The organism is Rhizobium sp. AAP43 (assembly GCF_001296045.1).
In the GTDB taxonomy this organism is placed as follows: Bacteria; Pseudomonadota; Alphaproteobacteria; order Rhizobiales; family Rhizobiaceae; genus Allorhizobium.
Window position 1 is genome coordinate 120,541 of sequence record NZ_LJHS01000009.1, and the last position, 23,162, is coordinate 143,702.

23 protein-coding genes are annotated in these 23,162 nt (G+C 60.1%); 13 read left to right on the plus strand and 10 right to left on the minus strand.

What is annotated here, in order from left to right; all coding sequences use genetic code 11:
* Positions 1–14: 14 nt before the first annotated feature.
* Both IP76_RS08145 and IP76_RS23095 read right to left on the minus strand, forming a co-directional pair.
* On the minus strand, positions 15–659 hold the full coding sequence (locus IP76_RS08145; RefSeq protein ID WP_054157711.1) for an MBL fold metallo-hydrolase: 645 nt from the start codon (positions 657–659) through the stop codon (positions 15–17).
* A gap of 71 nt (positions 660–730) precedes the next feature.
* The gene (locus tag IP76_RS23095) at positions 731–895 is read right to left on the minus strand and encodes a hypothetical protein (protein ID WP_156318517.1); all 165 of its coding nucleotides are present in this window, start codon (positions 893–895) and stop codon (positions 731–733) included.
* Positions 896–1,201: 306 nt separating this feature from the next.
* Between IP76_RS23095 and IP76_RS08150 the strand changes: the two genes are divergently transcribed.
* The 3 genes from IP76_RS08150 to IP76_RS08160 are packed head-to-tail and all read left to right on the plus strand — an operon-like array spanning position 1,202 to position 3,797.
* A complete protein-coding gene (locus IP76_RS08150) occupies positions 1,202–1,669 on the plus strand; it encodes a MarR family winged helix-turn-helix transcriptional regulator (RefSeq protein WP_156318521.1) in 468 nt (155 codons plus the stop codon).
* Between the two features lies 1 nt (position 1,670).
* The gene (locus IP76_RS08155; RefSeq protein ID WP_054157713.1) at positions 1,671–2,369 is read left to right on the plus strand and encodes a response regulator; all 699 of its coding nucleotides are present in this window, start codon (positions 1,671–1,673) and stop codon (positions 2,367–2,369) included.
* Positions 2,370–2,414: 45 nt separating this feature from the next.
* Entirely contained in the window at positions 2,415–3,797 is a 1,383-nt protein-coding gene (locus IP76_RS08160; protein ID WP_054157714.1) for an ATP-binding protein, read from the plus strand.
* A 57-nt stretch (positions 3,798–3,854) separates the two neighbouring features.
* Here the strand turns inward: IP76_RS08160 and IP76_RS08165 are convergent, their stop codons facing one another.
* The 4 genes from IP76_RS08165 to IP76_RS08180 form a co-directional block, all read right to left on the minus strand.
* Positions 3,855–4,211, minus strand: a complete 357-nt coding sequence (locus IP76_RS08165; protein WP_245281420.1) for a tRNA-binding protein — start codon at positions 4,209–4,211, stop codon at positions 3,855–3,857.
* Positions 4,208–5,026 carry a pyrroline-5-carboxylate reductase gene (gene proC, locus IP76_RS08170; RefSeq protein ID WP_054157715.1) on the minus strand — a complete coding sequence of 273 codons (819 nt, stop codon included), beginning with the start codon at positions 5,024–5,026 and terminating at the stop codon, positions 4,208–4,210. The genes IP76_RS08165 and proC overlap by 4 nt, the downstream gene beginning before the upstream one ends.
* Before the next feature lie 2 nt (positions 5,027–5,028).
* Positions 5,029–5,529 (minus strand): YbjN domain-containing protein, encoded by a 501-nt coding sequence (locus IP76_RS08175; RefSeq protein WP_054157716.1) that lies wholly within the window; start codon positions 5,527–5,529, stop codon positions 5,029–5,031.
* 443 nt (positions 5,530–5,972) lie between these two features.
* Positions 5,973–6,233 carry an accessory factor UbiK family protein gene (locus IP76_RS08180; protein WP_054157717.1) on the minus strand — a complete coding sequence of 87 codons (261 nt, stop codon included), beginning with the start codon at positions 6,231–6,233 and terminating at the stop codon, positions 5,973–5,975.
* A gap of 190 nt (positions 6,234–6,423) precedes the next feature.
* Here IP76_RS08180 and lgt point away from each other — a divergent pair, with 190 nt between their 5' ends.
* The 7 genes from lgt (at position 6,424) to IP76_RS08215 (ending at position 13,462) form a co-directional block, all read left to right on the plus strand.
* A complete protein-coding gene (gene lgt, locus IP76_RS08185) occupies positions 6,424–7,275 on the plus strand; it encodes a prolipoprotein diacylglyceryl transferase (protein ID WP_156318518.1) in 852 nt (283 codons plus the stop codon).
* A gap of 8 nt (positions 7,276–7,283) precedes the next feature.
* Entirely contained in the window at positions 7,284–8,384 is a 1,101-nt protein-coding gene (locus IP76_RS08190; RefSeq protein ID WP_054157800.1) for a class I SAM-dependent methyltransferase, read from the plus strand.
* 132 nt (positions 8,385–8,516) lie between these two features.
* Complete coding sequence (gene pgeF / locus IP76_RS08195) at positions 8,517–9,311, plus strand: peptidoglycan editing factor PgeF (RefSeq protein ID WP_054157718.1); 795 nt, start codon at positions 8,517–8,519, stop codon at positions 9,309–9,311.
* Position 9,312: 1 nt separating this feature from the next.
* Positions 9,313–10,464, plus strand: coding sequence for a Xaa-Pro peptidase family protein (locus tag IP76_RS08200; RefSeq protein ID WP_054157719.1), 1,152 nt, complete (start codon positions 9,313–9,315; stop codon positions 10,462–10,464).
* Positions 10,465–10,665: 201 nt separating this feature from the next.
* Entirely contained in the window at positions 10,666–11,397 is a 732-nt protein-coding gene (locus IP76_RS08205) for a hypothetical protein (RefSeq protein WP_245281421.1), read from the plus strand.
* 146 nt (positions 11,398–11,543) lie between these two features.
* A complete protein-coding gene (locus tag IP76_RS08210) occupies positions 11,544–12,476 on the plus strand; it encodes a ribose-phosphate pyrophosphokinase (RefSeq protein WP_054157720.1) in 933 nt (310 codons plus the stop codon).
* Between the two features lie 185 nt (positions 12,477–12,661).
* The gene (locus IP76_RS08215; protein ID WP_245281422.1) at positions 12,662–13,462 is read left to right on the plus strand and encodes a hypothetical protein; all 801 of its coding nucleotides are present in this window, start codon (positions 12,662–12,664) and stop codon (positions 13,460–13,462) included.
* A gap of 22 nt (positions 13,463–13,484) precedes the next feature.
* Here IP76_RS08215 and IP76_RS08220 read toward each other — a convergent pair whose 3' ends face one another.
* The 4 genes from IP76_RS08220 to IP76_RS08235 form a co-directional block, all read right to left on the minus strand.
* A complete protein-coding gene (locus IP76_RS08220) occupies positions 13,485–13,859 on the minus strand; it encodes a DUF779 domain-containing protein (RefSeq protein WP_156318522.1) in 375 nt (124 codons plus the stop codon).
* A gap of 162 nt (positions 13,860–14,021) precedes the next feature.
* On the minus strand, positions 14,022–15,536 hold the full coding sequence (gene adh, locus IP76_RS08225; protein ID WP_054157723.1) for an aldehyde dehydrogenase: 1,515 nt from the start codon (positions 15,534–15,536) through the stop codon (positions 14,022–14,024).
* Positions 15,537–15,671: 135 nt separating this feature from the next.
* On the minus strand, positions 15,672–16,628 hold the full coding sequence (locus IP76_RS08230; protein WP_054157724.1) for a GAF domain-containing protein: 957 nt from the start codon (positions 16,626–16,628) through the stop codon (positions 15,672–15,674).
* A gap of 140 nt (positions 16,629–16,768) precedes the next feature.
* Positions 16,769–18,865, minus strand: coding sequence for a bifunctional diguanylate cyclase/phosphodiesterase (locus IP76_RS08235; protein ID WP_054157725.1), 2,097 nt, complete (start codon positions 18,863–18,865; stop codon positions 16,769–16,771).
* A gap of 295 nt (positions 18,866–19,160) precedes the next feature.
* Between IP76_RS08235 and IP76_RS08240 the strand changes: the two genes are divergently transcribed.
* The 3 genes from IP76_RS08240 to IP76_RS08250 all read left to right on the plus strand — a co-directional run bounded on the left by IP76_RS08240 (position 19,161) and on the right by IP76_RS08250 (position 23,112).
* The gene (locus tag IP76_RS08240; protein WP_054157726.1) at positions 19,161–19,757 is read left to right on the plus strand and encodes a 50S ribosomal protein L25/general stress protein Ctc; all 597 of its coding nucleotides are present in this window, start codon (positions 19,161–19,163) and stop codon (positions 19,755–19,757) included.
* A 210-nt stretch (positions 19,758–19,967) separates the two neighbouring features.
* Complete coding sequence (locus IP76_RS08245) at positions 19,968–22,346, plus strand: EAL domain-containing protein (RefSeq protein WP_054157727.1); 2,379 nt, start codon at positions 19,968–19,970, stop codon at positions 22,344–22,346.
* 25 nt (positions 22,347–22,371) lie between these two features.
* Positions 22,372–23,112 (plus strand): ABC transporter substrate-binding protein, encoded by a 741-nt coding sequence (locus IP76_RS08250; RefSeq protein ID WP_054157728.1) that lies wholly within the window; start codon positions 22,372–22,374, stop codon positions 23,110–23,112.
* Positions 23,113–23,162: the final 50 nt, after the last annotated feature.

A 23,162-nucleotide genomic window follows, 5' to 3' on the forward strand; every position in this document is an offset into this window, starting at 1 on the left:
GTTCAAATCGGACCTTACAGCCCCTGAATGAACGGATTGCTGCGCCGCTCGTCGCCGATCCGGCTACCGGGGCCGTGTCCGCAGATGAAGCCGACATCATCACCGAGTGGCAGGACCTTGTCGCGGATCGATGCCATCAGCACCGCATGATCGCCGCCAGGCAGATCGGTTCGGCCAACAGAGCCGGCAAACAGCACATCGCCCAGATGGGCAAACTTCTGAGCACGATTGAAGAAGATCACATGACCCGGCGCATGGCCCGGGCAATGATAGACCTCAAATTCATGGCCGGCGAAGGAAAGCCGGTCGCCATCCTCAAGCCAGCGATCAGGTTCGACGCTGCGCATTCCATCGATCCCGTATGTGGCCGCCTGGGTCTCGATCCGCTGCAGCAGCGGCAGGTCGTCCCGATGCGGCCCGATGATATCGAGGCCGGTCTTTTCCTTCAGTTCAGCCGCTCCGCCGGCGTGATCCAGATGCCCATGCGTCAGCCAGATTTCCTTGAGCGTGATCTGGTTTTCTTCGATAACCTTGAGGATGACATCCACATCGCCACCCGGATCGACGATCACACCCTCGCGGGTCTCGTCATCAAACAGGATCGTACAGTTCTGCTGAAACGGGGTGACGGGGATGATTCCGGCTTGAACCTGGCCCATGGCAAGCGCTCTCCTTGTTCGCGACATCAGCGGCCCGCATAGCATGCCGCCGTCGCCACGCGAAGCGATCGTCAGCGCGAAAGACCATAGGCTTGCACAATCGGCGTCTCGGGGGCCACCGCGACCTGGGAAATCAGAAATGCGGCAACGGCGATCTTCGCGGTAAACACGAGTATAGCGACGTTGCGCAGACCAGATCCGCTCTGCGGCGCCTGGGCTTGGTTCAAAACCATCATGGCACGATATTTCCTGGTTTGTTGCGCCACCCTGCGGCGGCGATTGTCGGACGAGCTTGATTGTCTGCTCCGTGAAACGACGAGCGCGCCTGTAGGTTTCACAAGATTGGTCCGGTTTTGCGATACCCGCGATTTTGTTGGAAATTTGCCACAGTTGTGCATAGGTTGCGCCGCAAGGCCGGGTGGGACGACACCTGGCATGGGACAAAGATTCGCGACCTTGGCTGATGCCGGATCGCTGAGAAGAAGGACAAAAGCGTGATTCGCCAGTCTGCGGCAAAGACTGCCAAGAAGACATTGCCGGAAATGCCGGTCGTTGACGACAAGGCTATCGATTTCGAGACCATCGAGAATCTGTTTTTTGCCTATCGCGACTTCGTCTCCGACCCGGACGCAATCCTGGCCAAGCTCGGCTACGGGCGGGCACACCATCGCGTCGTGCATTTTGTCGGTCGCCGGCCAGGCATGACGGTGGCCGATCTCCTCGCGATCCTGCAGATCACCAAGCAGAGCCTCGCCCGCGTGCTGAAGGAACTGATCGACAGCGGCTATATCCGCCAGATGGCAGGCCCCGCCGATCGACGCCAGCGCCGCCTTTATCCGACCCTTGCCGGCCGCGAACTGGCGCTCGCCCTCTGCGAACCACAGTCACGCCGGATCGCAGCCGCCATGGACGGAATGACGGACGAGGAACGCTCCGCCGTTCGCCGTTTCCTCGCCGGCATGCAGGGCCAGACTGTGGAGCCTGCCATCGACACCGACGGAGTGGAATGACGTGAGCAGCAAGCCTCTTGCCGACGATGCGGCCCATCTTCTTGTCGTCGACGACGACAAGCGTATCCGCGAACTCCTACACCGTTTCCTGACTGAAAAAGGGTTTCGGGTCTCCGTCGCCGCTGATGCGGCGGAAGCGCGACGCAAGCTGGAGGGACTCGATTTCGACCTTCTGGTTCTCGACGTCATGATGCCGGGCGAAAACGGACTGCAACTGACCCAGAGCCTCTCCGAGGACAAGCGCGTTCCAGTCATCCTCCTCACGGCCCGCTCGGAGGCCGATTCCCGCATTGCAGGCCTAGAGGCCGGTGCCGACGACTATCTCGCCAAACCCTTCGATCCGCGTGAACTCGTGCTGCGCATCAACAATATCCTGAAGCGCAACAGCAATCCGGACCAGCCGAAGATCGACCAGGTGATGTTCGGCCCTTACACCTTTTCGTTCCTGCGCAAGGAATTGCGCAAGGGTGCAGAAGTGATCCGGCTGACCGATCGCGAACAGGAAATCATGTACTTGTTCGCCACACGCGCCGGTGAGACTATTCCCCGCCATGAACTGGTGGCGGAGGATACCGATGTCGGCGAACGCACAATCGACGTGCAGATCAACCGCCTTCGACGGAAAATCGAGGACGATCCCGCCAATCCGCTATGGCTGCAGACGGTGCGTGGCATCGGCTATCGCCTCAGTATGGACTGAGACGACAGGACGCCCCGGCTTTGAGCGCCGGGGAAACGGAGGCCCATGACGCTCTTCGACCAGATCCGCAGGGACCGGGAAAAAGGTCCAGCCACAGGCTTTGCCGTCGCCACCCGCTGGCTGCGCTACCGTCTTCCGACGGGGCTCTTCGCGCGCTCTATCCTGATCATCATTCTGCCCATGCTGATCCTGCAGACGGTCGTTGCCTTCGTCTTCATGGAGCGACACTGGCAACTGGTCACAGAACGTCTGTCGGCTGCCGTAACACGCGACATTTCCGCAGTCATCGAACTGCTCGATCGCTATCCGGGTGCTGAAGATTTCGACCAGATCGTCGATGTCGCCGCCAGCCGGTTGAACCTGATCGTCTCGCGCGAACCGGGCACAGAGCTTCCGCCCCCGCGGCCCCGGCCGTTCTTCTCGATCCTTGACCAGATCCTGTCCGACGAAATCGCCAGACAAATCAGCCGCCCCTTCTGGATCGACACTGTCGGCGATTCGCGCCTCGTCGAGATCCGCATCGTGCTCGGCGACAATACCCTGCGCATTCTTGCCCGCCGCAGCGAGGCCTATGCCTCAAACACCCATATCTTCCTCGTCTGGATGGTCTCGACCGCGCTTGTCCTGATCGTGATCTCCATCCTCTTCTTGCGCGGCCAGATCCGGCCGATCCTTGCACTCGCGGATGCGGCGGAAAGCTTCGGCAAGGGACAGAGGCCTCCGGGCGGATTTTCGCCCCGTGGCGCTGACGAGGTCCGTCGCGCCGGCCTTGCCTTCATCCTGATGCGCGAACGCATCGAACGTCAGATCGAGCAGCGGACCGCGATGCTGGCCGGCGTCAGCCACGATCTGCGCACCATCCTGACCCGCTTTCGATTGCAACTGGCGCTGACCAGCGATGGCCCCGAACTCGACAGCCTGAACCAGGACGTCGACGATATGCAGATCATGCTGGAAGGCTATCTCGAATTCGCCAAGGGCGAAATCGAAGAGGATGTCGGCAGCCTCGATCTGACTGTCCTGTTTTCAAAGCTCGACGACGATTTCGCCCTGCACGGCAAGACGCTGACATGGCGCATCGAAGGTGAAAGCACTGTTCAAGTGCGCCCGAATGCCTTTGCACGACTGGTGACCAATCTCGCCTCGAATGCACGCCGCTATGCAAACACACTGGAGATCGTCGCCCGGCAAACGCCGAAATGGCTGGTCGTCACCTTCGACGATGACGGCCCGGGCATTCCTGCCGACTCGCGTGACGACGTGTTCAAGCCCTTCTTCCGGCTTGATGAGGCACGCAATCTGGATGCATCGGGCACCGGGCTTGGCCTTGCAATCGCGCGCGACATCGCACGCAGCCATGGCGGCAACGTCGTGCTCGAGGACAGCCACCTTGGCGGCCTGCGAGCCGTCATCCGCGTGCCGTTGTAATCTGCGATTTTGGATGGGCGGTATAAGCCAAGAGGGCGACAAGATCGCCCTGCCCGCTCACATCAGCTTTTGACCACTGGCGACAGGCCGTTCAACAGCGGTCAGCACGATTGCGCCATTTTCGTCTTCGAAGCCGAGCGTGAGAACTTCCGAACGGAAGGGGCCAATCTGGCGCGGCGGAAAATTGACGACGCCAAGCACCTGCCGGCCCACCAGCGTCTCCGGCGTGTAGTGCACGGTGATCTGCGCGGATGACTTCTTCACGCCGATGTCAGGGCCGAAATCGATCTTCAGCTTGAAGGCTGGCTTGCGCGCTTCCGGAAAGCTCTCGACCTCAATGATCGTGCCGACCCGGATATCAACCTTCTCGAAATCGGCAAAGGTGATGGTGGTTGTCTCCGGCGTATTCGTCACTGCGCCAGTTCCTCAGCCCTTTTGCGTGCCGCCTCGATGGCCACATCGAACAACGGCTGCATTCCGTCGGACGCCATCAGCACGGAGAGCGCAGCCGCAGTCGTGCCGCCGGGCGATGTCACATTCTTGCGCAGCGTATCGGCAGGGTCGGGGGACTGGTGTAGCAGTTCACCAGCCCCCGCGACCGTTTCCCGCGCGAGACGCATGGCAAGGTCCGCCGGCAGGCCGGATTTCCGCCCTGCCTCTGCCATGCACTCGACGAGATAAAAAACATAGGCCGGACCGCTGCCTGAAAGCGCAGTCACAGCATTGATAGCATCTTCGCTGTCGACCCATTCGACGGGCCCGGAAACCTTGAGCAGACGATGAACCACATCGCGCTGCGCCTCGCTGACTGCGGCATTGGCGAATGCGCCGGTCACGCCGCGACCGATCATCGCTGGCGTATTCGGCATGGCGCGCACCATGGCCGCTTCGCCCAGATGGCTCTCCATCGAAGCTAAGGTCTTGCCGGCCGCCACAGACACGACTGTTGTCTGCGGACCAACGAGGCTCTTCAGTCCCGGAAGAACGGCATCCATGACCTGGGGCTTCAGCGCAAGGAAGAGAATGTCAGCTTTGAGATTATCAGGCGCCGAAACCGAGTGGCGCGCCCCCGCATCGCGGATCTTCGCCATCGTCGTCTCGGATGGACCGGGATCAACAATCGTTACGGAAGACCCCGGCACGCCACTCTTCAGCCAGCCGGACAGCATGGCGCCGCCCATATTGCCAGCGCCGACGAGAACGATCTGCCCGAAAGCGGATTGCGTCATGCTCAGGCTTCTCCAACCGTCTCGAACAGAACCGCGTCCATGGCGGACTTGGCGTCCATGCCGGACCAGACGACGAACTGAAAAGCCTGGTAATAGGCTTCACAGGCTTCGACGGCAGAGGAAAGAAGCACTTCGACTTGGCGATTGGTCGGCTCTGCGCCGCCGGCAAGCAGCAGCGACTGACGGAAGATCACCACGTCCTCGTTCCGCCACAGGTCGAAATGCCCCATCAGCACCTGACCATTGACGAAGGACAGAAGGCGGATGACTTCATTGACGCGCGCCTCGGGAATCTTCAAGTCGAAGGCGGAGGCCAGATGCAGCGCTTCGAACTCCTCCATCCAGGAGAACGAGACCTGATAATCCGACCAACGGCCGGAGACGGTCATCGCGAGTTCGTCTTCGCCGGAACGCTCGAACGACCAATCATTGGTCGCAGCGACAAACTCGATCATATCGACCGGGTTCGACTGGCGTTCGACTTCCATTTCCATGAGGCTCATGCATCACCTTCTCGACCGGACGCGCCTACCCCTCCAGCAAAAGCCGGAAAACGCAGACACCAGAACCGGAAACAACATTGAAAATGATTCTTATGGACCCCAGGGTAGAAGACGCACCCTGTCCGAAACTTACGCAGGACCGTTTAGAATCATCATTTAAAATCAGTGTATAATCGCCGGACCGAAGCACCAGCCCCCTTATGCGGTTTTGCGGTTGTACCCTGTGGATGAACCTTCGGGAATCGCGTGTGATTTGCCCGATAACCGACTCTGGCGATTGGCTTTTTAGGACCTATCCACACCCCCCAATTTTTTCCTGTATCAAACCCGCGACTTTCCTCTGCAAGGCACTGAAAACGCAAAAAGACCCGCAGCGACGAACTGCGGGCCTCCAATTTTGTCTCAAGTGATTTGCCGAGCGAGCGGCGACGCGCCTCTGGCTGTCAGCCGGCCTTGCTGGCGAGCGCGGCTTCCAGCGCCTCGATCCTCTTGAGCAACTGGTCGTTTTCCTCGCGCGCCTTCAAGGCCATCTCGCGAACGACATCAAACTCTTCGCGCTTCACCACATCGAGACTGTTCAGCCAACGCTCGGCCTGGGCGTGAAATGCGGTCTCGACTTCACGGCGCACGCCTTGAGCGGCACCTGCGGCGTCCGTCATGAGCTTGGCAAAATCATCAAGGATACGGTTGGACCCTGTGGTCATGGGATGGCTCCTCTCAAAGCAAAAAGACGACGAAACACATTTCTACTGCTTGAGGTAGGACTAACGTCACTCCCATGCAAGGTTCCGCGGGTGATAATGGTCGTTGATGAGGCCGCACGCTCAAGCGATTCCATCTTGACCGTCCCATATCGCAACGCCATTTTCGCCCAGCATCAACGAAAGTAACCCATTGTTGTCAGTTCTGGACCTTTTCGCCGCAGTGTCCTTTCCCGCGATCGATCCGATCGCATTCTCGATCGGGCCGCTTTCTGTGCACTGGTACGGTCTCGCCTATGTTGCTGGCATCCTTCTCGGTTGGCTCGTGGCCCGTGACCTCCTGAAGCGCCAGACACTCTGGCCGAACGGCACGCCGCCTGCGACCCTCCAGCAGATCGACGACTTCATCTTATGGTCTGCGATCGGCATCGTGGCAGGTGGACGGCTGGGTTATATCCTGTTCTACGATTTCGCCGCCGTTGCCGAAAATCCGATGCGCGCGCTTGAGGTTTGGAATGGCGGCATGTCCTTCCATGGCGGCTTCATCGGTGCGACGCTCGCCATGGTCTTCTTCGCCCGCAAACATGGCCTGCCGCTGTGGAGCCTGTTCGACATAGTTGCAAGCGTAGCTCCGCTTGGCCTCTTTTTCGGCCGTATCGCCAACTTCATCAATGGCGAACTCTGGGGACGCCCCGCCGACCTGCCCTGGGCTATGGCCTTTCCGACTGGAGGCCCCTTCCCCCGGCATCCAAGCCAACTTTACGAAGCTGCACTCGAAGGCCTGCTGCTCTTTCTTCTGCTGCAGGCGCTTGCCCGGCTCGGCTCCCTGAAACACCCCGGCCGCATCACCGGCGTATTCGTGACGGCCTACGCAGCCGCCCGGATTTTCGTCGAATTCTTCCGCGAACCGGATGCCCAGATCGGCTATCTCGTCGGCGGCTGGCTGACCATGGGCATGGTCCTGTCACTGCCAATGCTGCTGATTGGGATTGCAATCATCGCGCGATCGCTCCGCGTGGCCAATGCGACAGGGACGGAGGCATGACCATGCAGATCGAAACCCCGCTTGCCGAAAAGATCAAGTCGCTCATCGTCGCGAATGGACCGATCAGCATTTCCGATTTCTTCGCGCTCTGCCTCGCAGATCCACAGCACGGCTACTACAAGACACGCCACCCTTTCGGCCGCGCCGGTGATTTTGTCACGGCACCGGAAATCAGCCAGCTGTTCGGCGAAATGCTGGGCGTCTTCATGATCGACACATGGCAGCGCCATGGTGAACCTCGGGACGTCCGCCTCGTCGAAATCGGCCCCGGCCGTGGCACGATGATGGCCGACATGCTGCGGGTCATAGCGCGCGCGGCACCTGGCCTTTACGAGACTGCAAACGTCCATCTCGTCGAGACGAGCGGCCTGCTGAAACTCACGCAACGGGAAAGCCTTGCCAGTCACGGTGACAAGATCACCTGGCACGACAGTTTCGACGAAGTACCGGAAGGCTTCACCCTGCTCGCCGCCAATGAACTGTTCGACGCAATCCCGATCCGCCAGTTTGTGAAGACACCGGCAGGCTTCGTCGAGCGCATGGTCGGCCTTGGCCAGGCGGGCGAACTCAGCTTCACCCTGGGAACGGCGATCCTCGATGCGTCGATGCTGCCGGAAGGCATAAGCCCGCCAGCGGACGGCGCAATCTTTGAAGTTGCACCGGCCCGTCAATCGGTGATGCTGACCATTTGCGAACGTTTGCGCGCCTGCCATGGCACCGCGCTGATCATCGACTATGGCCACATGGTCACCAACTATGGCGATACGCTGCAGGCCGTGCGGGCCCATCAGTTCGACCCGCCGCTCGCCCATCCGGGGCTCGCCGATCTCACCAGCCATGTCGACTTCGAAAACCTCGCCCGCACAGCAGTGGCAGCCGGCATACACCTGAATGGCTGCATGCATCAGGGCGATTTTCTCGTTGGCCTGGGCATTGAGGAACGCGCCTCGGCACTTGGCCGCGGCAAGGACGAAGCGACCCAGCAAGGCATTATTGATGCGGTCACCCGGCTTGCGGCAGCCGGCACCGGCAATATGGGCGAGTTGTTCAAGGTCATGGCCGTCTCCTCGCCTGCTCTGCAACTTGCACCATTTCGGGTCAGGCATTGACAGGAGGGCGCGAGGTCGACACCATCGCGCCCGAACCGAATACGCATATTTCGAAATTTATCGAACGATTACAGGTTCTTCGACCGAATACTCACCACGGACGAAGAAGCCCTGAGCGGTGGAGAACGGACCATGACGTCCCCCGAAAAACCCGGCCCGATCACCTCAAACAGCCTGTCCAACCTGAAGACCAGCGGCATTCGCCACGGCTTCTTCACCCGGCAGGGCGGCGTCTCGGAGGGCATCTATCGTGGCCTAAATGTCGGCGTCGGGTCGAATGACGAGCGCGAGCACGTCGTCGAAAACCGCCGCCGCGTCGCCGAATGGTTTCAACTTGGCCCGGATCGGCTCGCCACCGCCCACCAGGTGCACTCTCCCGATGCCGTCGTCGTCTCGGCCGATCATGACGGCACGCGACCAAAGGCAGACGCGCTGGTGACGGCGACACCCGGCATCATCCTCGGCGTTCTGACTGCAGACTGCGGCCCCATTCTCTTCGCAGACCCCGAAAACCGCGTCATCGGTGCGGCCCATGCGGGCTGGAAGGGCGCACTCGACGGCGTGCTTGAAAACACCATCGAGGCAATGATCGGGCTCGGCGCAAAGCGTGGCAGCATCCGAGCAACGCTCGGCCCATCCATCTCTAGAGGCAACTACGAGGTCGGCCCGGAATTCGTCGAGCGCTTCGTGGCACGCGACCCTGCCTACGAACAGTTTTTCACGCCATCCACGACGCCCGGTCATTCCATGTTCGATCTCCCCGCGCTGACCGTGATGCGCCTGACGAAGGCCCGCGTCGCGGCCGACTGTCTGGGACTGTGCACCTATGCGGATCCTGAGACGTTCTATTCCTATCGTCGGACCACCCATGCCGGCGAACCCGATTATGGCCGGCAGATTTCGGCGATCGCGATGACGGAGAACTGATATGGCACTGCATTTCACCGAGGCCGAATTCGCGGAACGCCGGGCCCGCCTGACCGCGCGCATGGCAGAAGACAGGCTCGACGCCATGCTGCTCTTCGCCCAGGAGAGCATGTACTGGCTGACGGGTTACGACACATTCGGCTTCTGCTTCTTCCAGGTGCTGGTCGTGAAGGCCGACGGCAGCATGACGCTCCTCACCCGCTCGCCAGACCTGCGCCAGGCCAAGCAAACCTCGACCATCGACAATATCCTGGTCTGGGTTGACAGGATGAATGCCGATCCAACCGTCGATCTGCGCAATCTCCTCAATGATCTCGATCTTCTCGGCATGCGGGTCGGCATCGAATACGACACCCATGGCATGACCGGCCGCGTCGCGCGGCTTCTCGATAATCAGCTGAATAATTTCTGCGAAACCATCGACGCCTCCTATCTGGTCAGCGATTTGCGGATCATCAAAAGTGCTGCTGAAATTGCCAAAGTCCGGCAGGCGGCCGCACTGGCCGATGGCGCACTCGACGCCGCACGCCCGCTGATCGGTGCCGGCCGCAGCGAAGCGGCTATCCTCGCCGCCATGCAGGCCGCCATCCTCGCCGGTGGCGGTGATTATGCGGCCAATAATTTTGTCATTGGTTCGGGCGAAGACGCGCTTCTGTGCCGTTACAAGTCGGGCCGTCGCGTGCTTGCCGAAAACGATCAGTTGACCCTGGAATGGGCCGGCGCATCGGCCCACTATCACGCGCCGATGCTGCGAACACTCGTCATCGGCCAACCAAGCCCGCGCCACCGCGAATTGTTCAACGCCGCCCTTGAGGGCATGAAGGCCATCGAACAGGTCCTGCGTCCCGGCCACACATTCGGCGAGGTTTTCGACGTTCACGCCAAGGTGATGGACGACCGTGGCCTCACGCGGCAGCGTTTCAACAAGTGCGGCTATTCGGTCGGGGCCCGCTTTGCGCCCTCCTGGATGGAGCACCAGATGTTCCTTGCCGGAAATACCCAGGAGATCCTGCCCGATATGACGCTGTTTGCCCATATGATCATCATGGATAGCGACCGGCAGACGGCCATGACCCTTGGCCAGACCTATCTGACCACGGCCACGGCCCCGCAGGCGCTTTCGCGTCATCCGCTCGAACTGATCCTTGCCTGATCGACCGGAACCCGCCAGTTCCGGGAGTTGACAGGCAATCTTGGGAGGCCGCATAACTCCCTGCATGAACTCAGGAAAGGATCACCCTCGGTGAGACAATCCGTATCCCCGGCAACGGGTTTGATCTTTCGCCCGACGTGGCGGTTGAACGCGGCCCTCGCGCTCGCCATTTTGCTTGCGGGCTGTAATAGTACTGAGGTCATGACACCACGCGCGGAAGTCGGCGATGGCAGCCAGACCGGCGGCTACACCCAATCGACCGGCCAGTATACGGCAGCAGCGCCAACCCAGCCCGTCCAGTCGGCGCCGCTCTCAAGCGGCGGCTACGAGCCCCCGATGCGCGGCCCCCAGAACACCCTCGAAGCGCAGGCAGCGGCATTGGCGCAAGGCGGACAGAATCCTGCGGCCTCGCGTCCGCTCGACAACGCGGCCTATCAAGAATTTCCTGAAGCGCCGCAGTCGGATTCAAACCAGGTCAGCCAGCAGCAACAACAGCCACAACAGCCGGCGCGTGCACAGCAACAGCAGCAAGCCTCCCTGCCACCGTCCGGCGGCGCGCAGGCCGCCGGCGGCACCATCCGCTTTCTCCCGATCATCGGCGCTCCAGTCCAGGCGGTCACGCCGTTGTCCCGCCAGCTCGGTGCCGAGGCCCGTGCCCGTGGCCTGACGATCAAAAGTGCCAACGATGCCAACAGCGAACATATCCTGAAGGGGTACTTCTCCGCCTTCTCCGACAGCGGCCAGGTCACCATTACCTATGTCTGGGACGTGCTTGACGCAGCAGGAGGACGCCTCCACCGCATTCAGGGGCAGGAAACCGTGCCTTCCGGGGCGAAGGATCCCTGGGCCGCCGTGCCCGCATCCGTGATGCAACAGATCGCAACCAAGAGCATGGCTGAGTATATGCAATGGCGAAATGCCCAATCTGGGTAAGGCAAACAGGCCGGCTTGCGGCACGCTTGCGACACTTCTCGTTGATCCATTAACCGAAAATATGGGCGCGACGGTCCAAACCACTTGCATTCAGGGGGAACGTCGCTAAAAAGCGCCCATCTCAGCATGGTAACAGGCGGGCCAAGATGAAGGTTTTCGCAGGTAATTCGAACCGGCAACTTGCCGAAACGATCTGCTCCTATCTCAAAGTACCACTCGGCAAGGCCAGCGTCCGCCGCTTCGCAGACCAGGAAATCTTCGTCGAAATCCAGGAAAACGTCCGCGGCGAAGACGTCTTCGTGGTCCAGTCGACGTCGTTCCCGACGAACGACCATCTGATGGAATTGTTGATCATGATCGACGCCTTCCGTCGTTCCTCGGCACGCCGCATCACCGCCGTCCTGCCCTATTTCGGTTACGCGCGTCAGGATCGCAAACCTGGTCCACGCACGCCGATTTCGGCCAAGCTCGTCGCCAACCTGATCACCGAAGCTGGCGCCGACCGAGTTCTCACACTCGATCTGCATGCCGGACAAATCCAGGGCTTCTTCGACATACCGACCGACAATCTGTATGCGGTGCCGCTTCTCGCCCGGGACATCAAGGAACACTACGACACCAACAATGTCATGGTTGTTTCTCCGGACGTCGGCGGCGTGGTCCGTGCCCGATCTGTGGCCAAGCGGCTCGACTGTCTTCTGGCGATCGTTGACAAGCGCCGTGATCGGCCGGGTGAATCCGAGGTCATGAACGTGATTGGTGATGTGACGGGCAAGGACTGCATCCTGATCGACGACATTGTCGATTCCGGCGGCACCTTGTGCAACGCCGCAGAAGCGCTTCTGAAGAACGGCGCTACTAGCGTCACGGCCTACATCACCCACGGCGTACTGTCGGGCGGCGCCGTCACCCGCGTTGCCTCTTCGAAACTTCGCGAACTTGTGATCACAGACTCCATCCAGCCCACGACGGCTGTTCAGTCGGCTCACAACATTCGCGTTCTTTCGACAGCGACGCTTCTCGGCGAAGCAATCAACCGCACCAGCCTCGAAGAGTCGGTCTCCAGTCTGTTCGACTGACCCTCACCCAACATCAGGCACTTTACCAACGTAAGCCGCTTACCCTTGCGTAAAGCGGCTTTATTTCCTATGGCTTGTACTTCTGACGGGGCAGATGTTCATCTGCTTCACCTCCGGTCCAGATAGACGCCATGGCATTGACTGTCGACGCTCTGCTACAACACCCAAGGTTCCATGAAGTACTCATGGACCAAACGCTTGCGTTTCTCGATATTCATCAGAAAGCGCCCAAACTCGCTTCAATATTTGGAACACATCAACGCTGGATGCTCGCCCATGTCGGGATGGCACAGTATTTTCTCGATGCTGCCAGCGGGGCGACGGAACCGGTCATCGTCATGGCCCGTTTCCTCGAACAGGTCCGACGCCTCGAAATCTCCAGTGTCAACACTGCCGACGCCTTCATCAAGGAAATGCTCGCCTATGGGATCGCTGTCCAGTCGACGGCCGATGATCGCCGTCATCGTCCGGTGATCCCGGCACCCCATGCCGTCGCCGCTCTGCGCCAATGGGTCTGGGTCCACCTGCATAGCCTTGACAATTTTGACGGCGGACGACGGACGGAAGCTCTCGAACAAGACGACGCCCTCGTCCATCGCTTGCACCCCGCCATAACCGAACGCGTGCTGGCCTCGCCGATTGTCAGGTCTCCGCCGCCGCGTTACGCGCTCTTCACCTGGCTCAACAGCGGTGGCGTTGTCATGGACTGGTTGATGACCAGCATCCAGTCGACGGATGATACGGCCACACGCTTCCTGACGCAGGTGCGCTCCGTGCCCCAACTGGCCGAACGCTTCCGTGTGTCCCGCACGCATCTCACCCGCAAGCTTCGTGAAGCCGAAGATCTCGGCAGCGTCGGCTGGCTTGGCAAGCGCGGCCGATCCACGATGTGGATCTCGAAGGAATTCAGGGATGAATACGACCTCTATCAGGCGGAAAAGCTCTCCCTGATCGACGCCACCTGCGTCGACTTCGGCCTCTGCTGAAGCACAGGAGGTGGGGCCCGGACTATCGCGGCGGCAACGGACAGGCCTCGCCACCGGAAAATAGCCGGGAGCGCGTCAGGAACCGGCGTTCCCGGCCATTGTCGAGCGAGAACATGCCCCCGCGCCCCGGCACGACGTCAATGATCAATTGCGTATGCTTCCACACATCATACTGGCTACCGCTGATGTAAAAAGGCACGCCGCCAATCTCGCCTAGCTGCACATCGGTCTCCCCGACGCGGTAATCGCTGGCCGGATAACACATCGGCGAGGACCCGTCGCAGCATCCGCCGGATTGGTGAAAGAGGATGTCGGGATGGTCCTTCCGGATCTCGGCGAGGAAGGTGAGTGCGGCATCGGTGGCGATCACCCAGGGTTCGCCTGGATTTGGGTTGATGGTCACGGCGGCTCCTTCTGAGCGTATAACAAGGAGGCACCCTCCCCTTGCGAGGGAGGGGCGGCACGCAGTACCGGGGTGGGGTGATCCTCTATTTGGCAGGACCATCACCCCCACCCGCAGCTTCGCTGCGACCTCCCCCTCAAGGGGAGGTATAAAGCCTCAGAAGAACCCCAACGCTTTCGGGCTATAGCTCACCAGCATGTTCTTGGTCTGCTGATAGTGGTCGAGCATCATCTTGTGGGTCTCGCGACCGATACCCGACTGCTTGTAGCCACCGAAGGCGGCATGGGCCGGATAGGCATGGTAGCAATTGGTCCAGACGCGGCCCGCCTGGATGTTGCGGCCGAAGTTGTAGCAACGGTTGGCATCGCGGCTCCACACACCGGACCCGAGGCCATAGAGCGTGTCATTGGCGATTTCCAGCGCCTCGGCATCGTCCTTGAAGGTCGTGACGGAGACAACCGGCCCGAAGATCTCCTCCTGGAAGATCCGCATCTTGTTATGGCCCTTGAACACCGTTGGCTTGACGTAATAGCCCCCAGCCAAATCGCCCGCCAGGGTGTTGCGTTCACCACCGATAAGAACCTCGGCGCCTTCCTGCCGGCCGATATCCATATAGGACAGGATCTTTTCCAGCTGCTCCGACGAGGCCTGCGCGCCGATCATCGTCGACATGTCGAGCGGATCGCCCTGTTTGATCGCAGCGACGCGCTTCAGTGCTTTTTCCATGAAGCGATCATAGATTTTCTCATGCACCAGCGCGCGGCTCGGGCAGGTGCAGACCTCGCCCTGATTGAGGGCAAACATTGCGAAGCCCTCAAGCGCCTTGTCGAGATAGTCATCATCCTCGCGCATGACGTCCTCGAAGAAGATGTTGGGCGACTTGCCGCCCAGTTCCAGCGTCACCGGAATGAGGTTCTGGCTGGCATACTGCATGATCAGACGACCGGTCGAGGTTTCGCCGGTAAAGGCGATCTTGGCGATCCGCGGGCTGGTCGCGAGCGGCTTGCCGGCTTCCAGGCCAAAGCCGTTGACGATGTTCAGCACGCCCGGCGGCAGGAGATCGGCGATCAGTTCGGCCAGCACCAGGATCGAGGCCGGTGTCTGTTCCGCAGGCTTCAAGACGACGCAGTTTCCGGCCGCCAGTGCCGGGGCCATTTTCCAGGCCGCCATCAGGATCGGGAAGTTCCACGGAATAATCTGGCCGACGACGCCGAGCGGCTCATGGAAGTGATAGGCGATCATATCATGATCGACTTCGCCGATTGTCCCTTCCTGGGCGCGGATGCAGGAGGCGAAATAGCGGAAGTGATCGATCGCAAGCGGAATATCGGCGGCCATGGTCTCGCGCAATGGCTTGCCATTGTCCCAGGTCTCGGCCTTGGCCAAAAGCTCGAGATTGTCCTCCATCCGCTGGGCAATCTTCATCAGGATGTTGGAGCGTTCGGTCGAGGACGTCCGCCCCCATTTATCCTTGGCCGCATGGGCCGCATCAAGCGCCAGATTGATGTCATGTTCATCGGAGCGGGCCACTTCGCAAAGCTTGCCCCCGGTAACCGGCGTCGTGTTTTCGAAGTACCGACCATTGACCGGCTCGCGGAATTCGCCGCCGATGAAGTTGCCATATTTCAGCTTGAACGGCGACGCCGCGATAGTCTGCACCTGGATATTCATGCTGTCATCCTCCCGTTGCTGAACCCCTCCTCGGGTTCGATGGGACAATGATTGCCGTGAAAACTCCGCGATAGAAGTGCAGCAAAATCATGCTGCGCCGCACTCTGTGTCAGGCCTGCGACACAGCGACGAGCGTCATTGAAGGTTCAGACGCTTGATCTTCCGATGCAGTGTCGCGCGGCTGATGCCCAGTGTCTGTGCAGCGAGAGAGACATTGCCCTGCGCGCGCGACAAGGCGCGGCGAAGGGCTGCCCGTTCGGCATCCTCCAGATCGCTGATCACGCTACCCCGCGTCTCACGCAGCACATCGGCGGCCGGCACACCTTGGGCGATCGTGCCGTCATCAAGCTTGAGCGCCTGCCGGGCTGCCCGCGTTGCACCCAGTATGAGATCGTCGCTATCCACCGCGATAAGGGCCGACATCGAATTGGCCTGCGGCACAACGACAATGCGCGCGCCGTTGAACGCCTGGCGGAAGAGATTGCTTTCGACGCGCATGGCCGCATCCCGCACCGCTTGGGACAGGATGGCGAGCGTCATCTCCGAAACATCGTTTCGGCAGGTCGAGACGTCGAGTGCGGCGGCGACTTGGCCGAGATGGTCCCGGATCGGCGCCGTTACGCAGGAGAGCCCGATATTGGCACTCATGAAATGTTGGTCGCGATGAATGACGACGGAGCGTTCGTCGGCCAGTGCCGTGCCGATGCCGTTTGTCCCGACACTCGCTTCGCTCCACACATTCTGCTGCCACAGACCCAATGCGCGAAATTCGACGTCATCGCCGGCTGCACCGCGCCGGTCGACGACAATGCCGTCTGTATCGGCCAATACGATGCAGCAGCCTGAGCGACCGATGGTTTGGTAGAGTCGGTCGACCTCTTCGGCGGAACTGCCGATCAGCCGCTCCATTCGCTCACGGGCTTCGCGAAAGACGGTCTCATCCACCTGATAAGGTTTCCGCGCTTCCTCCGGCTGCAAATTGTAGAGATTGACGCAACGGCTCCACGATGCAGCAACCGGCGACGTGACCGCGGCGGCCTTGTTTTGCGTCGTGGAATAGACGCGCTCGGTATGACTCAGTTCCTGCCGCATCGGCTCCTCCCAAAGCGCAATGGTGAGTATGACCTTTCACTGCGATCTTGCAACAGGCGTCGTTGGAAGCAAGAACTAACAGATTTCACGGGGAGAACCTGTCGCACATATGCGACATATCCAAAGTCTTTCGCGTCCAGTCAGGCAGCAATCGGGTTTCCGTCCGACGATGCGTCAGTCTGGTCGTCAAGTGCAGGATCAGACTCCAACCGATCACCCGGGTTCACGATATCCTGAAGGAGACCAACAGGCAGCGGCTTGCCATAGAAATAGCCCTGAACCTGGTCACAGCCCTCTTCCTGCAGGAAACGCAGATGGTCGAGGTTCTCGACACCCTCGGCGAGTACGGGAATGTCGAGGCTCTGCGCCAGAATGAGCGTCGAACGGACGATCGCGGCCGACTGCCTGTTTTCGGTGACGCTATCGATGAAGCCCCGATCGATCTTGATCTTGTCAAACGGGAAGAGCTGCAGGGTCGAGAGCGAGGAATACCCAGTGCCATAATCGTCCATGGCAATCTTCACACCGATCGCCTTCAGCTGGCGGATGATCGACAGGGCATGCTGCTGGTCGTCGATGATCCCCGATTCCGTAATTTCGAGCTCCAGGCGCTCCGGCGGCAGCCCCGTTTCGGCAAGGATATCGCGGACGCGCACCGGAAAACTCGAAGCAGCGAGTTGCTTGGGCGCGACGTTGACGGCGATCCTCAAAGGGTTCTTCCAGGTTGCCGCCTCAATGCAGGCCTGGTGCAACACCCAATCACCCAGTTCCATGATAAGGCCGCTGCGCTCCGCGATCGGGATGAAATCGGATGGCGAAACGAGTCCCCGGACTGGATGTCGCCAGCGCAGCAACACTTCGAGACCGACGACCTCTCCGGTATGCGTGTCATTCTGCTTCTGATAATAAAGTTCGAACTCGTTGCGCTTGAAGCCGAGCCGCATGTCAAGCGCCAGCGCGCTGCGCTCTCGCGCCGCATGATCCATGGATTCGTCGAAAAAGCAGATATTGTTCGATCCGAGAGCCTTGGCCCGGTACATCGCCGTGTCCGCCTGGGCCAGCAGCTCGTCAATGGTGGACGCATTGTCGGGATAGACTGAAATCCCGATACTGGTACCAATCGACAGGGTCTGCTCCTCCCATTGGATCGGCACAGAGAGATCCTCGACGATCCGCCGCGCCAAAAGTTCGGCCTGACCGTCTGTAAACATAATGGGAGACACCGCCGTAAACTCGTCTCCGCCGATGCGCGCCACATACTCATTTGGGCGCATACGCTTTCCCAGTCGCTCTGCAACCACGCGCAGAACATGGTCCCCTGCGGCATGACCATGCACGTCATTCACTTCCTTGAAGCGGTCGAGGTCGAAGGCCAGCACATAGATGCGATCGTGCCGCGAATCTGGGGTATCGATCAGGTGCGCCAACCGTTCAATGAAAGCCGTGCGGTTCGGCAAGCCTGTGAGCGCGTCATGCAATGACAGCTGCCGATAGCGTTCGACCGCCGAACGATGCGACTGCCGGTCGATCACGTAAGTCATCGAGCCGATCGTCAGAATCATCAGGCTGACCACCAAGATCACTACGGTCATAACGCTTTCAGGAAGCGCATTCTGCGGCATCACCGCAGCGGCATCCGGCACGACGGTCACCCCCGTCATGCCGATAAAATGGGTCGAGGCAATCGCCAGGATCATGGCCAGCGCACCGCCATAGCGGCAGTAGCGCGTGATCGAACGCGCAATCCGGCTCGTTGCCAGTGCTCCGAAGACACCCGCTGCAACCAGCGACGCTGCGACATAAGTCTGATCCCAGACGATATGCCCCTGAACTTCGTAGCCGGACATGCCAACATAATGCATCGCTGCAATGCCAGCGCCCATGACGGCACCACCAGCCTCGACGAGAAAGCTGCGTGGAGCGGCGGCCGCGATCGCAAATCCCGCACCTGTGACGACGATTGCAAGCACCAGCGAAACCAGCGTAGCCGTCGGCTCATAGCCAGCCCCCAGCGGCAATCGATATCCCATCATCGCAATGAAATGCGTCGTCCAGATGGATGCGCCGCCGATAAAGCTTGTCAGAAAGATCCAGCTGACGCGCGTCAGGCCACGCGTATTGCGCACACGACTGAACAACCGCATCGTGAGATACGAGCCGAGCACGCAGACCAAGACAGCTGCGAACAGAGAAACGGGCTCATGCTCGAAGGCAATGCAGCTGAGAACAGGAAGCATATTGCGGTAACCCTGGATTTTGACAGAGGGCAAAATAGCATTAGCGGGTTGCGAAATGTTGACCGGACATGGTTACCTGCTCGGTAACCGTTCAACCCTGGCGTCTCGCAACCAGACACGCCCAAACCCCACCAAAGAGCGCGGAAAACCTTGCCATTGCAGAGCATCTGGTCTATAGGCGCCCGATCCGCACAGACACCCTTGGAGGCAATGCGGATGAAGCCTTCGGGCTTCCGGTCCGGTTCATGCCAAAAACAGGTGGCCCGGGCTCTCCAGTAACTTGAAAGGAAAAGCCATGAGCCACGATACTTACGAGCTCAAGGCCGTAGCACGCGAACGGGTTGGTAAGGGGTCCTCCCGCGAACTTCGCCGCAACGGTTTGATTCCGGCTGTCATCTATGGTGACAAGCAGGCCCCGATTTCGATCTCGATCAACACGAACGAGATCACCAAGCGCATCCATGCCGGCGGTTTCATGACCACCGTCGCCATCATTGACATCAATGGCGAAAAGATCCGCGTTCTGCCGAAGGACTACCAGCTCGACGTCGTTCGTGATTTCACGATGCACATCGACTTCCTGCGCGTCTCGGCAAACAGCCAGGTTTCGGTTCAGGTTCCGGTTCACTTCATCAACGAAGAGAAGTCCGCGATCAAGACCGGCGCCGTCCTCAACATCGTGCGCCACGAAGTTGAGCTGCACTGCCCGGCTTCCGACATTCCGGAATTCCTGACGGTCGACCTCGCTGGCCTCAAGGTCGGCGACAGCGTCCATATCTCGGCCGTCAAGCTGCCGGCCGGCACCTCGCCGGTTATCGGCGATCGCGACTTCACCATCGCGACGATCGTTGCCCCTGCAGGCGGCGTAGCTGAAGAAACGACCGAAGGCTGAGCCTTTCGTTCATCGGCCTATTCTGCAACCCGCCCCCCTTCGGAGGGCGGGTTTTCTATTTTAAGGAGAATTCCATTAGCAACCACCGGATTTAAGGCTGCTTCTTTCAGTGAGCTTTAACGCTTTACTGAGACCGTGCCTCCTCGACATGCGACAAGGGACACCGTCTGACATGAACAACCGACCGCCACGGCACGGAATGGACGCGCAATGACGCGATCGGTGCAGAGCCGGTTCCTTGCCATGGTGGCCTTGGCCTTTTCGGTCATCGTCGTACCGCTCTTCGCCCTCTTCCTCAATCTGGCAACGGATCGCGCGTCTCGCGAACTCCAGCAGAATCTCGAAGTCCTGATCGAGGCGAATGCCCAGGCCTTGGCAAAACCGCTCTGGGACTTCGACACGGAAAGTGTCGAGCAGATCACCGCGACGATTGTATCGAACAGTAGCGTCAACAGCGTCAGGGTCGAAGATCTGTCCGGCGGCATCAAGGTCTCGCGACCAGCCTTGCCGCGGTGGTCGAAGAATGGTCTTGCCCATCTTTCGCGCGAGATTTTCTACCAGGCCGTGGAGGGCCCCAAGCCCGTCGGCAAGATTACCCTGTATTATAGCCGCATCGACATGTTCTCCTCGCTAAGGCAGGCGGAAGTCATGTTGATCGGCATTTTTGCACTGGCTGTCCTCGGAACCGTCTGTGCCGCCGTCTTCGGTCACCGGTTGATGGTCATCCGCCCCCTGCTGAAGCTGACCGCTGCCATTGAAGCCACGCGCCGCCTCGGTTCGCGTCATCACGTCGACTGGCAGTCGAACGATGAAATCGGCCGCCTGGCCCGCAGCTTCAATGCCATGCAGATCAAGCTGGAGAACGAGGAAGCGGAACTGCGCCTCGCCCACCGGCGCACCACGGACGTCTACAATCTGACACCGGCCATGCTGTTCTCATTGGACGACGAGGACCGGATCACCGGCGTCAGCGACTACTGGCTGCTGGCGACAGGCTATCATCGCCGGGAAGTCGTCGGCCGCCGCTTCGTCGAACTCGTGCCCGACGATGACCAGGAGGCCTATCAGGAGCTGCGCAACACCCGCAGCGATTCCGGCGTCCTGGAGGCAACGACCCGCTTTGTATGCGCCGACGGCACCATCAAGGACGTGCTGATTTCAGAGACGACCCGAGACGGGGAGACGGCGGACGAGCGCATATCGCTCAGCGTCATGACCGATGTCACGGCACTGAAGCAGTCGGAAGCGCGCAACCGGCTTCAGGCCATTACCGACCACCTGACCGGTCTGAAGAACCGCAAGGGTTTCGAGCTTTCCCTCGACACCCAGATCCTGCGCACGGACGCTGCCGGAGACGAACTGGCATGCCTCTTCGTCGATCTGGACCGATTCAAATGGATCAACGACAATCTTGGCCATCAGGCCGGCGATGACGTGCTGGCACGCTTCGTCAAGCAGATGCTGCCACTCCTCCCTGCGGGCGCGACGGCGGCCCGTCTTGGTGGCGATGAATTTGCGATCCTCCTCCGCGCCCATGATGCCGAGGCCTCTGCCATCGACGTGGCCGCCTCTCTCTGCGCGCTCTTTGCCGACCCGATGATCATCGAAGGCTCCACCGTACGCCTGAGCGCCAGCATCGGCATCGCCATCTATCCGCGTCACGCACAAAACGCGGCCGAACTTCTGCAGAAGTCGGACATGGCCATGTACAGCAAGAAGCGCGACGGCAAGAATGGTGCCGTGGTCTATGATCCATCCATGCAGGACCACACCCGCCACCGGGCAGAGCTTGAGCAGGACATCGAGGAAGCACTGGAGCACGACTGGCTCGAAGCCTATCTCCAGCCGATCATCGACATGACCTCAGGGCGGGTGACCGGCTACGAGGCGCTCATGCGGCTCGTGCATCCCGAGCGCGGGATCATGCCGCCCGCAGAGATCATCGCAGTCGCCGAAGAAACCGGCGCCATTGGGCGCCTCGGCGGACGCGTTCTGGAGCGCGCAGTATCCAATCTCGCACGCATCAGCGCAGAAACCGAAGACGACCAGACCTATCTTGCGATCAATTTCTCGCCGCAGCAATTCGACCGCTCGCTTCCGGTTCGCATCGCGGCCCTGATTGGGGAATATGGCATCGCGCCGCATCGCATCGTCATCGAAATCACCGAGGCGACGCTGCTCCACGACAACCCACAGATCCGGCTGATCCTCGACGAATTCAGCCGCTTCGGCTATCGCCTGGCGCTTGACGACTTCGGCACCGGCTATTCGTCCCTGAGCTATCTCAACCGTTTCCCGGTCGACATCGTCAAGATCGACCAATCCTTCATCCGCTCCTTGACCGAAGACGATCCGGAGCAGCGCCACAAGAGCCGCATGCTCGTCGAAGGGATCACGGCGATCTCGCACAAGATGCAATGCAGCGTCGTGGCCGAGGGCATCGAGACCGAGGAACAGCGCAGCATTCTGTCAGGCTTCGGCGTCGACTATGGTCAGGGCTATCTCTTTGCCCGACCACAGCCGCTTTCCGCCTTGCTCGATGCCGCTCGCAAGAACCGAACCCACCCACGCAAGGTGTCGGCGGGTTGATTTAAACAGTGAAAGGGACCCTGCCATGAGAGTTTTGGCCATCATGCTTGCACTCGCGGCGGGCCCAGCCACCGCCGCAGACAAGATCTTCTTCACGACCGAGGACTACCCGCCCTACAATTTTCGCGTCGGAGAGGAAATCAAGGGGGCTGGCTATGCTCAGCTGCTGCTGATGATGAAGGATGTCGGTATCGATTATTCAATCGAGATGATGCCCTGGGCGCGCGCCATAGCCCTCGCCCAGTCGGAACCGATGCATTGCGTCTTCACCGCTGCGCATATTCCCGAACGCGACAAGCTGTTCAAATGGGTCGAACCCATCGATGTCGGCCGCAATTTCATGGTCGCGGCGAAGAATAGTGGTGTGAAGGTGAAATCTATCGACGATTCGAAGTCCTACATCGTCGGCACCCAGCGCAACGATTACACGCAGACCATCCTCGAAAAGGAAGGTTTCGCCAAGATTGACCTCGCAACCGATCTGAAGCTGACGCTGAAGAAGCTCACCAGCGGACGCATCGACCTGATGCCTATGTCAGAGCAACACTATGTGGAGCTGGTCGAACGCGGCGAGCCGGTGGAGGCACAGTTCGTCTTCTCCCAGCAGACCTTCGCCATTGCCTGCAACATCGATTTCCCCGACGAAATCCGAGACAAGATGCAGGCGTCGCTCGATCGCATGATCGCGGATGGCACGCAGGCCCGCATTTTCCAGGAGCACGACCTGCGCTACACCGACTTCGGGCAGGACAAGCCAACGCCATGAGCAATGCCGCATCGCTGAAACCGGCTTGACAACGACACCGTTTCGCGGTC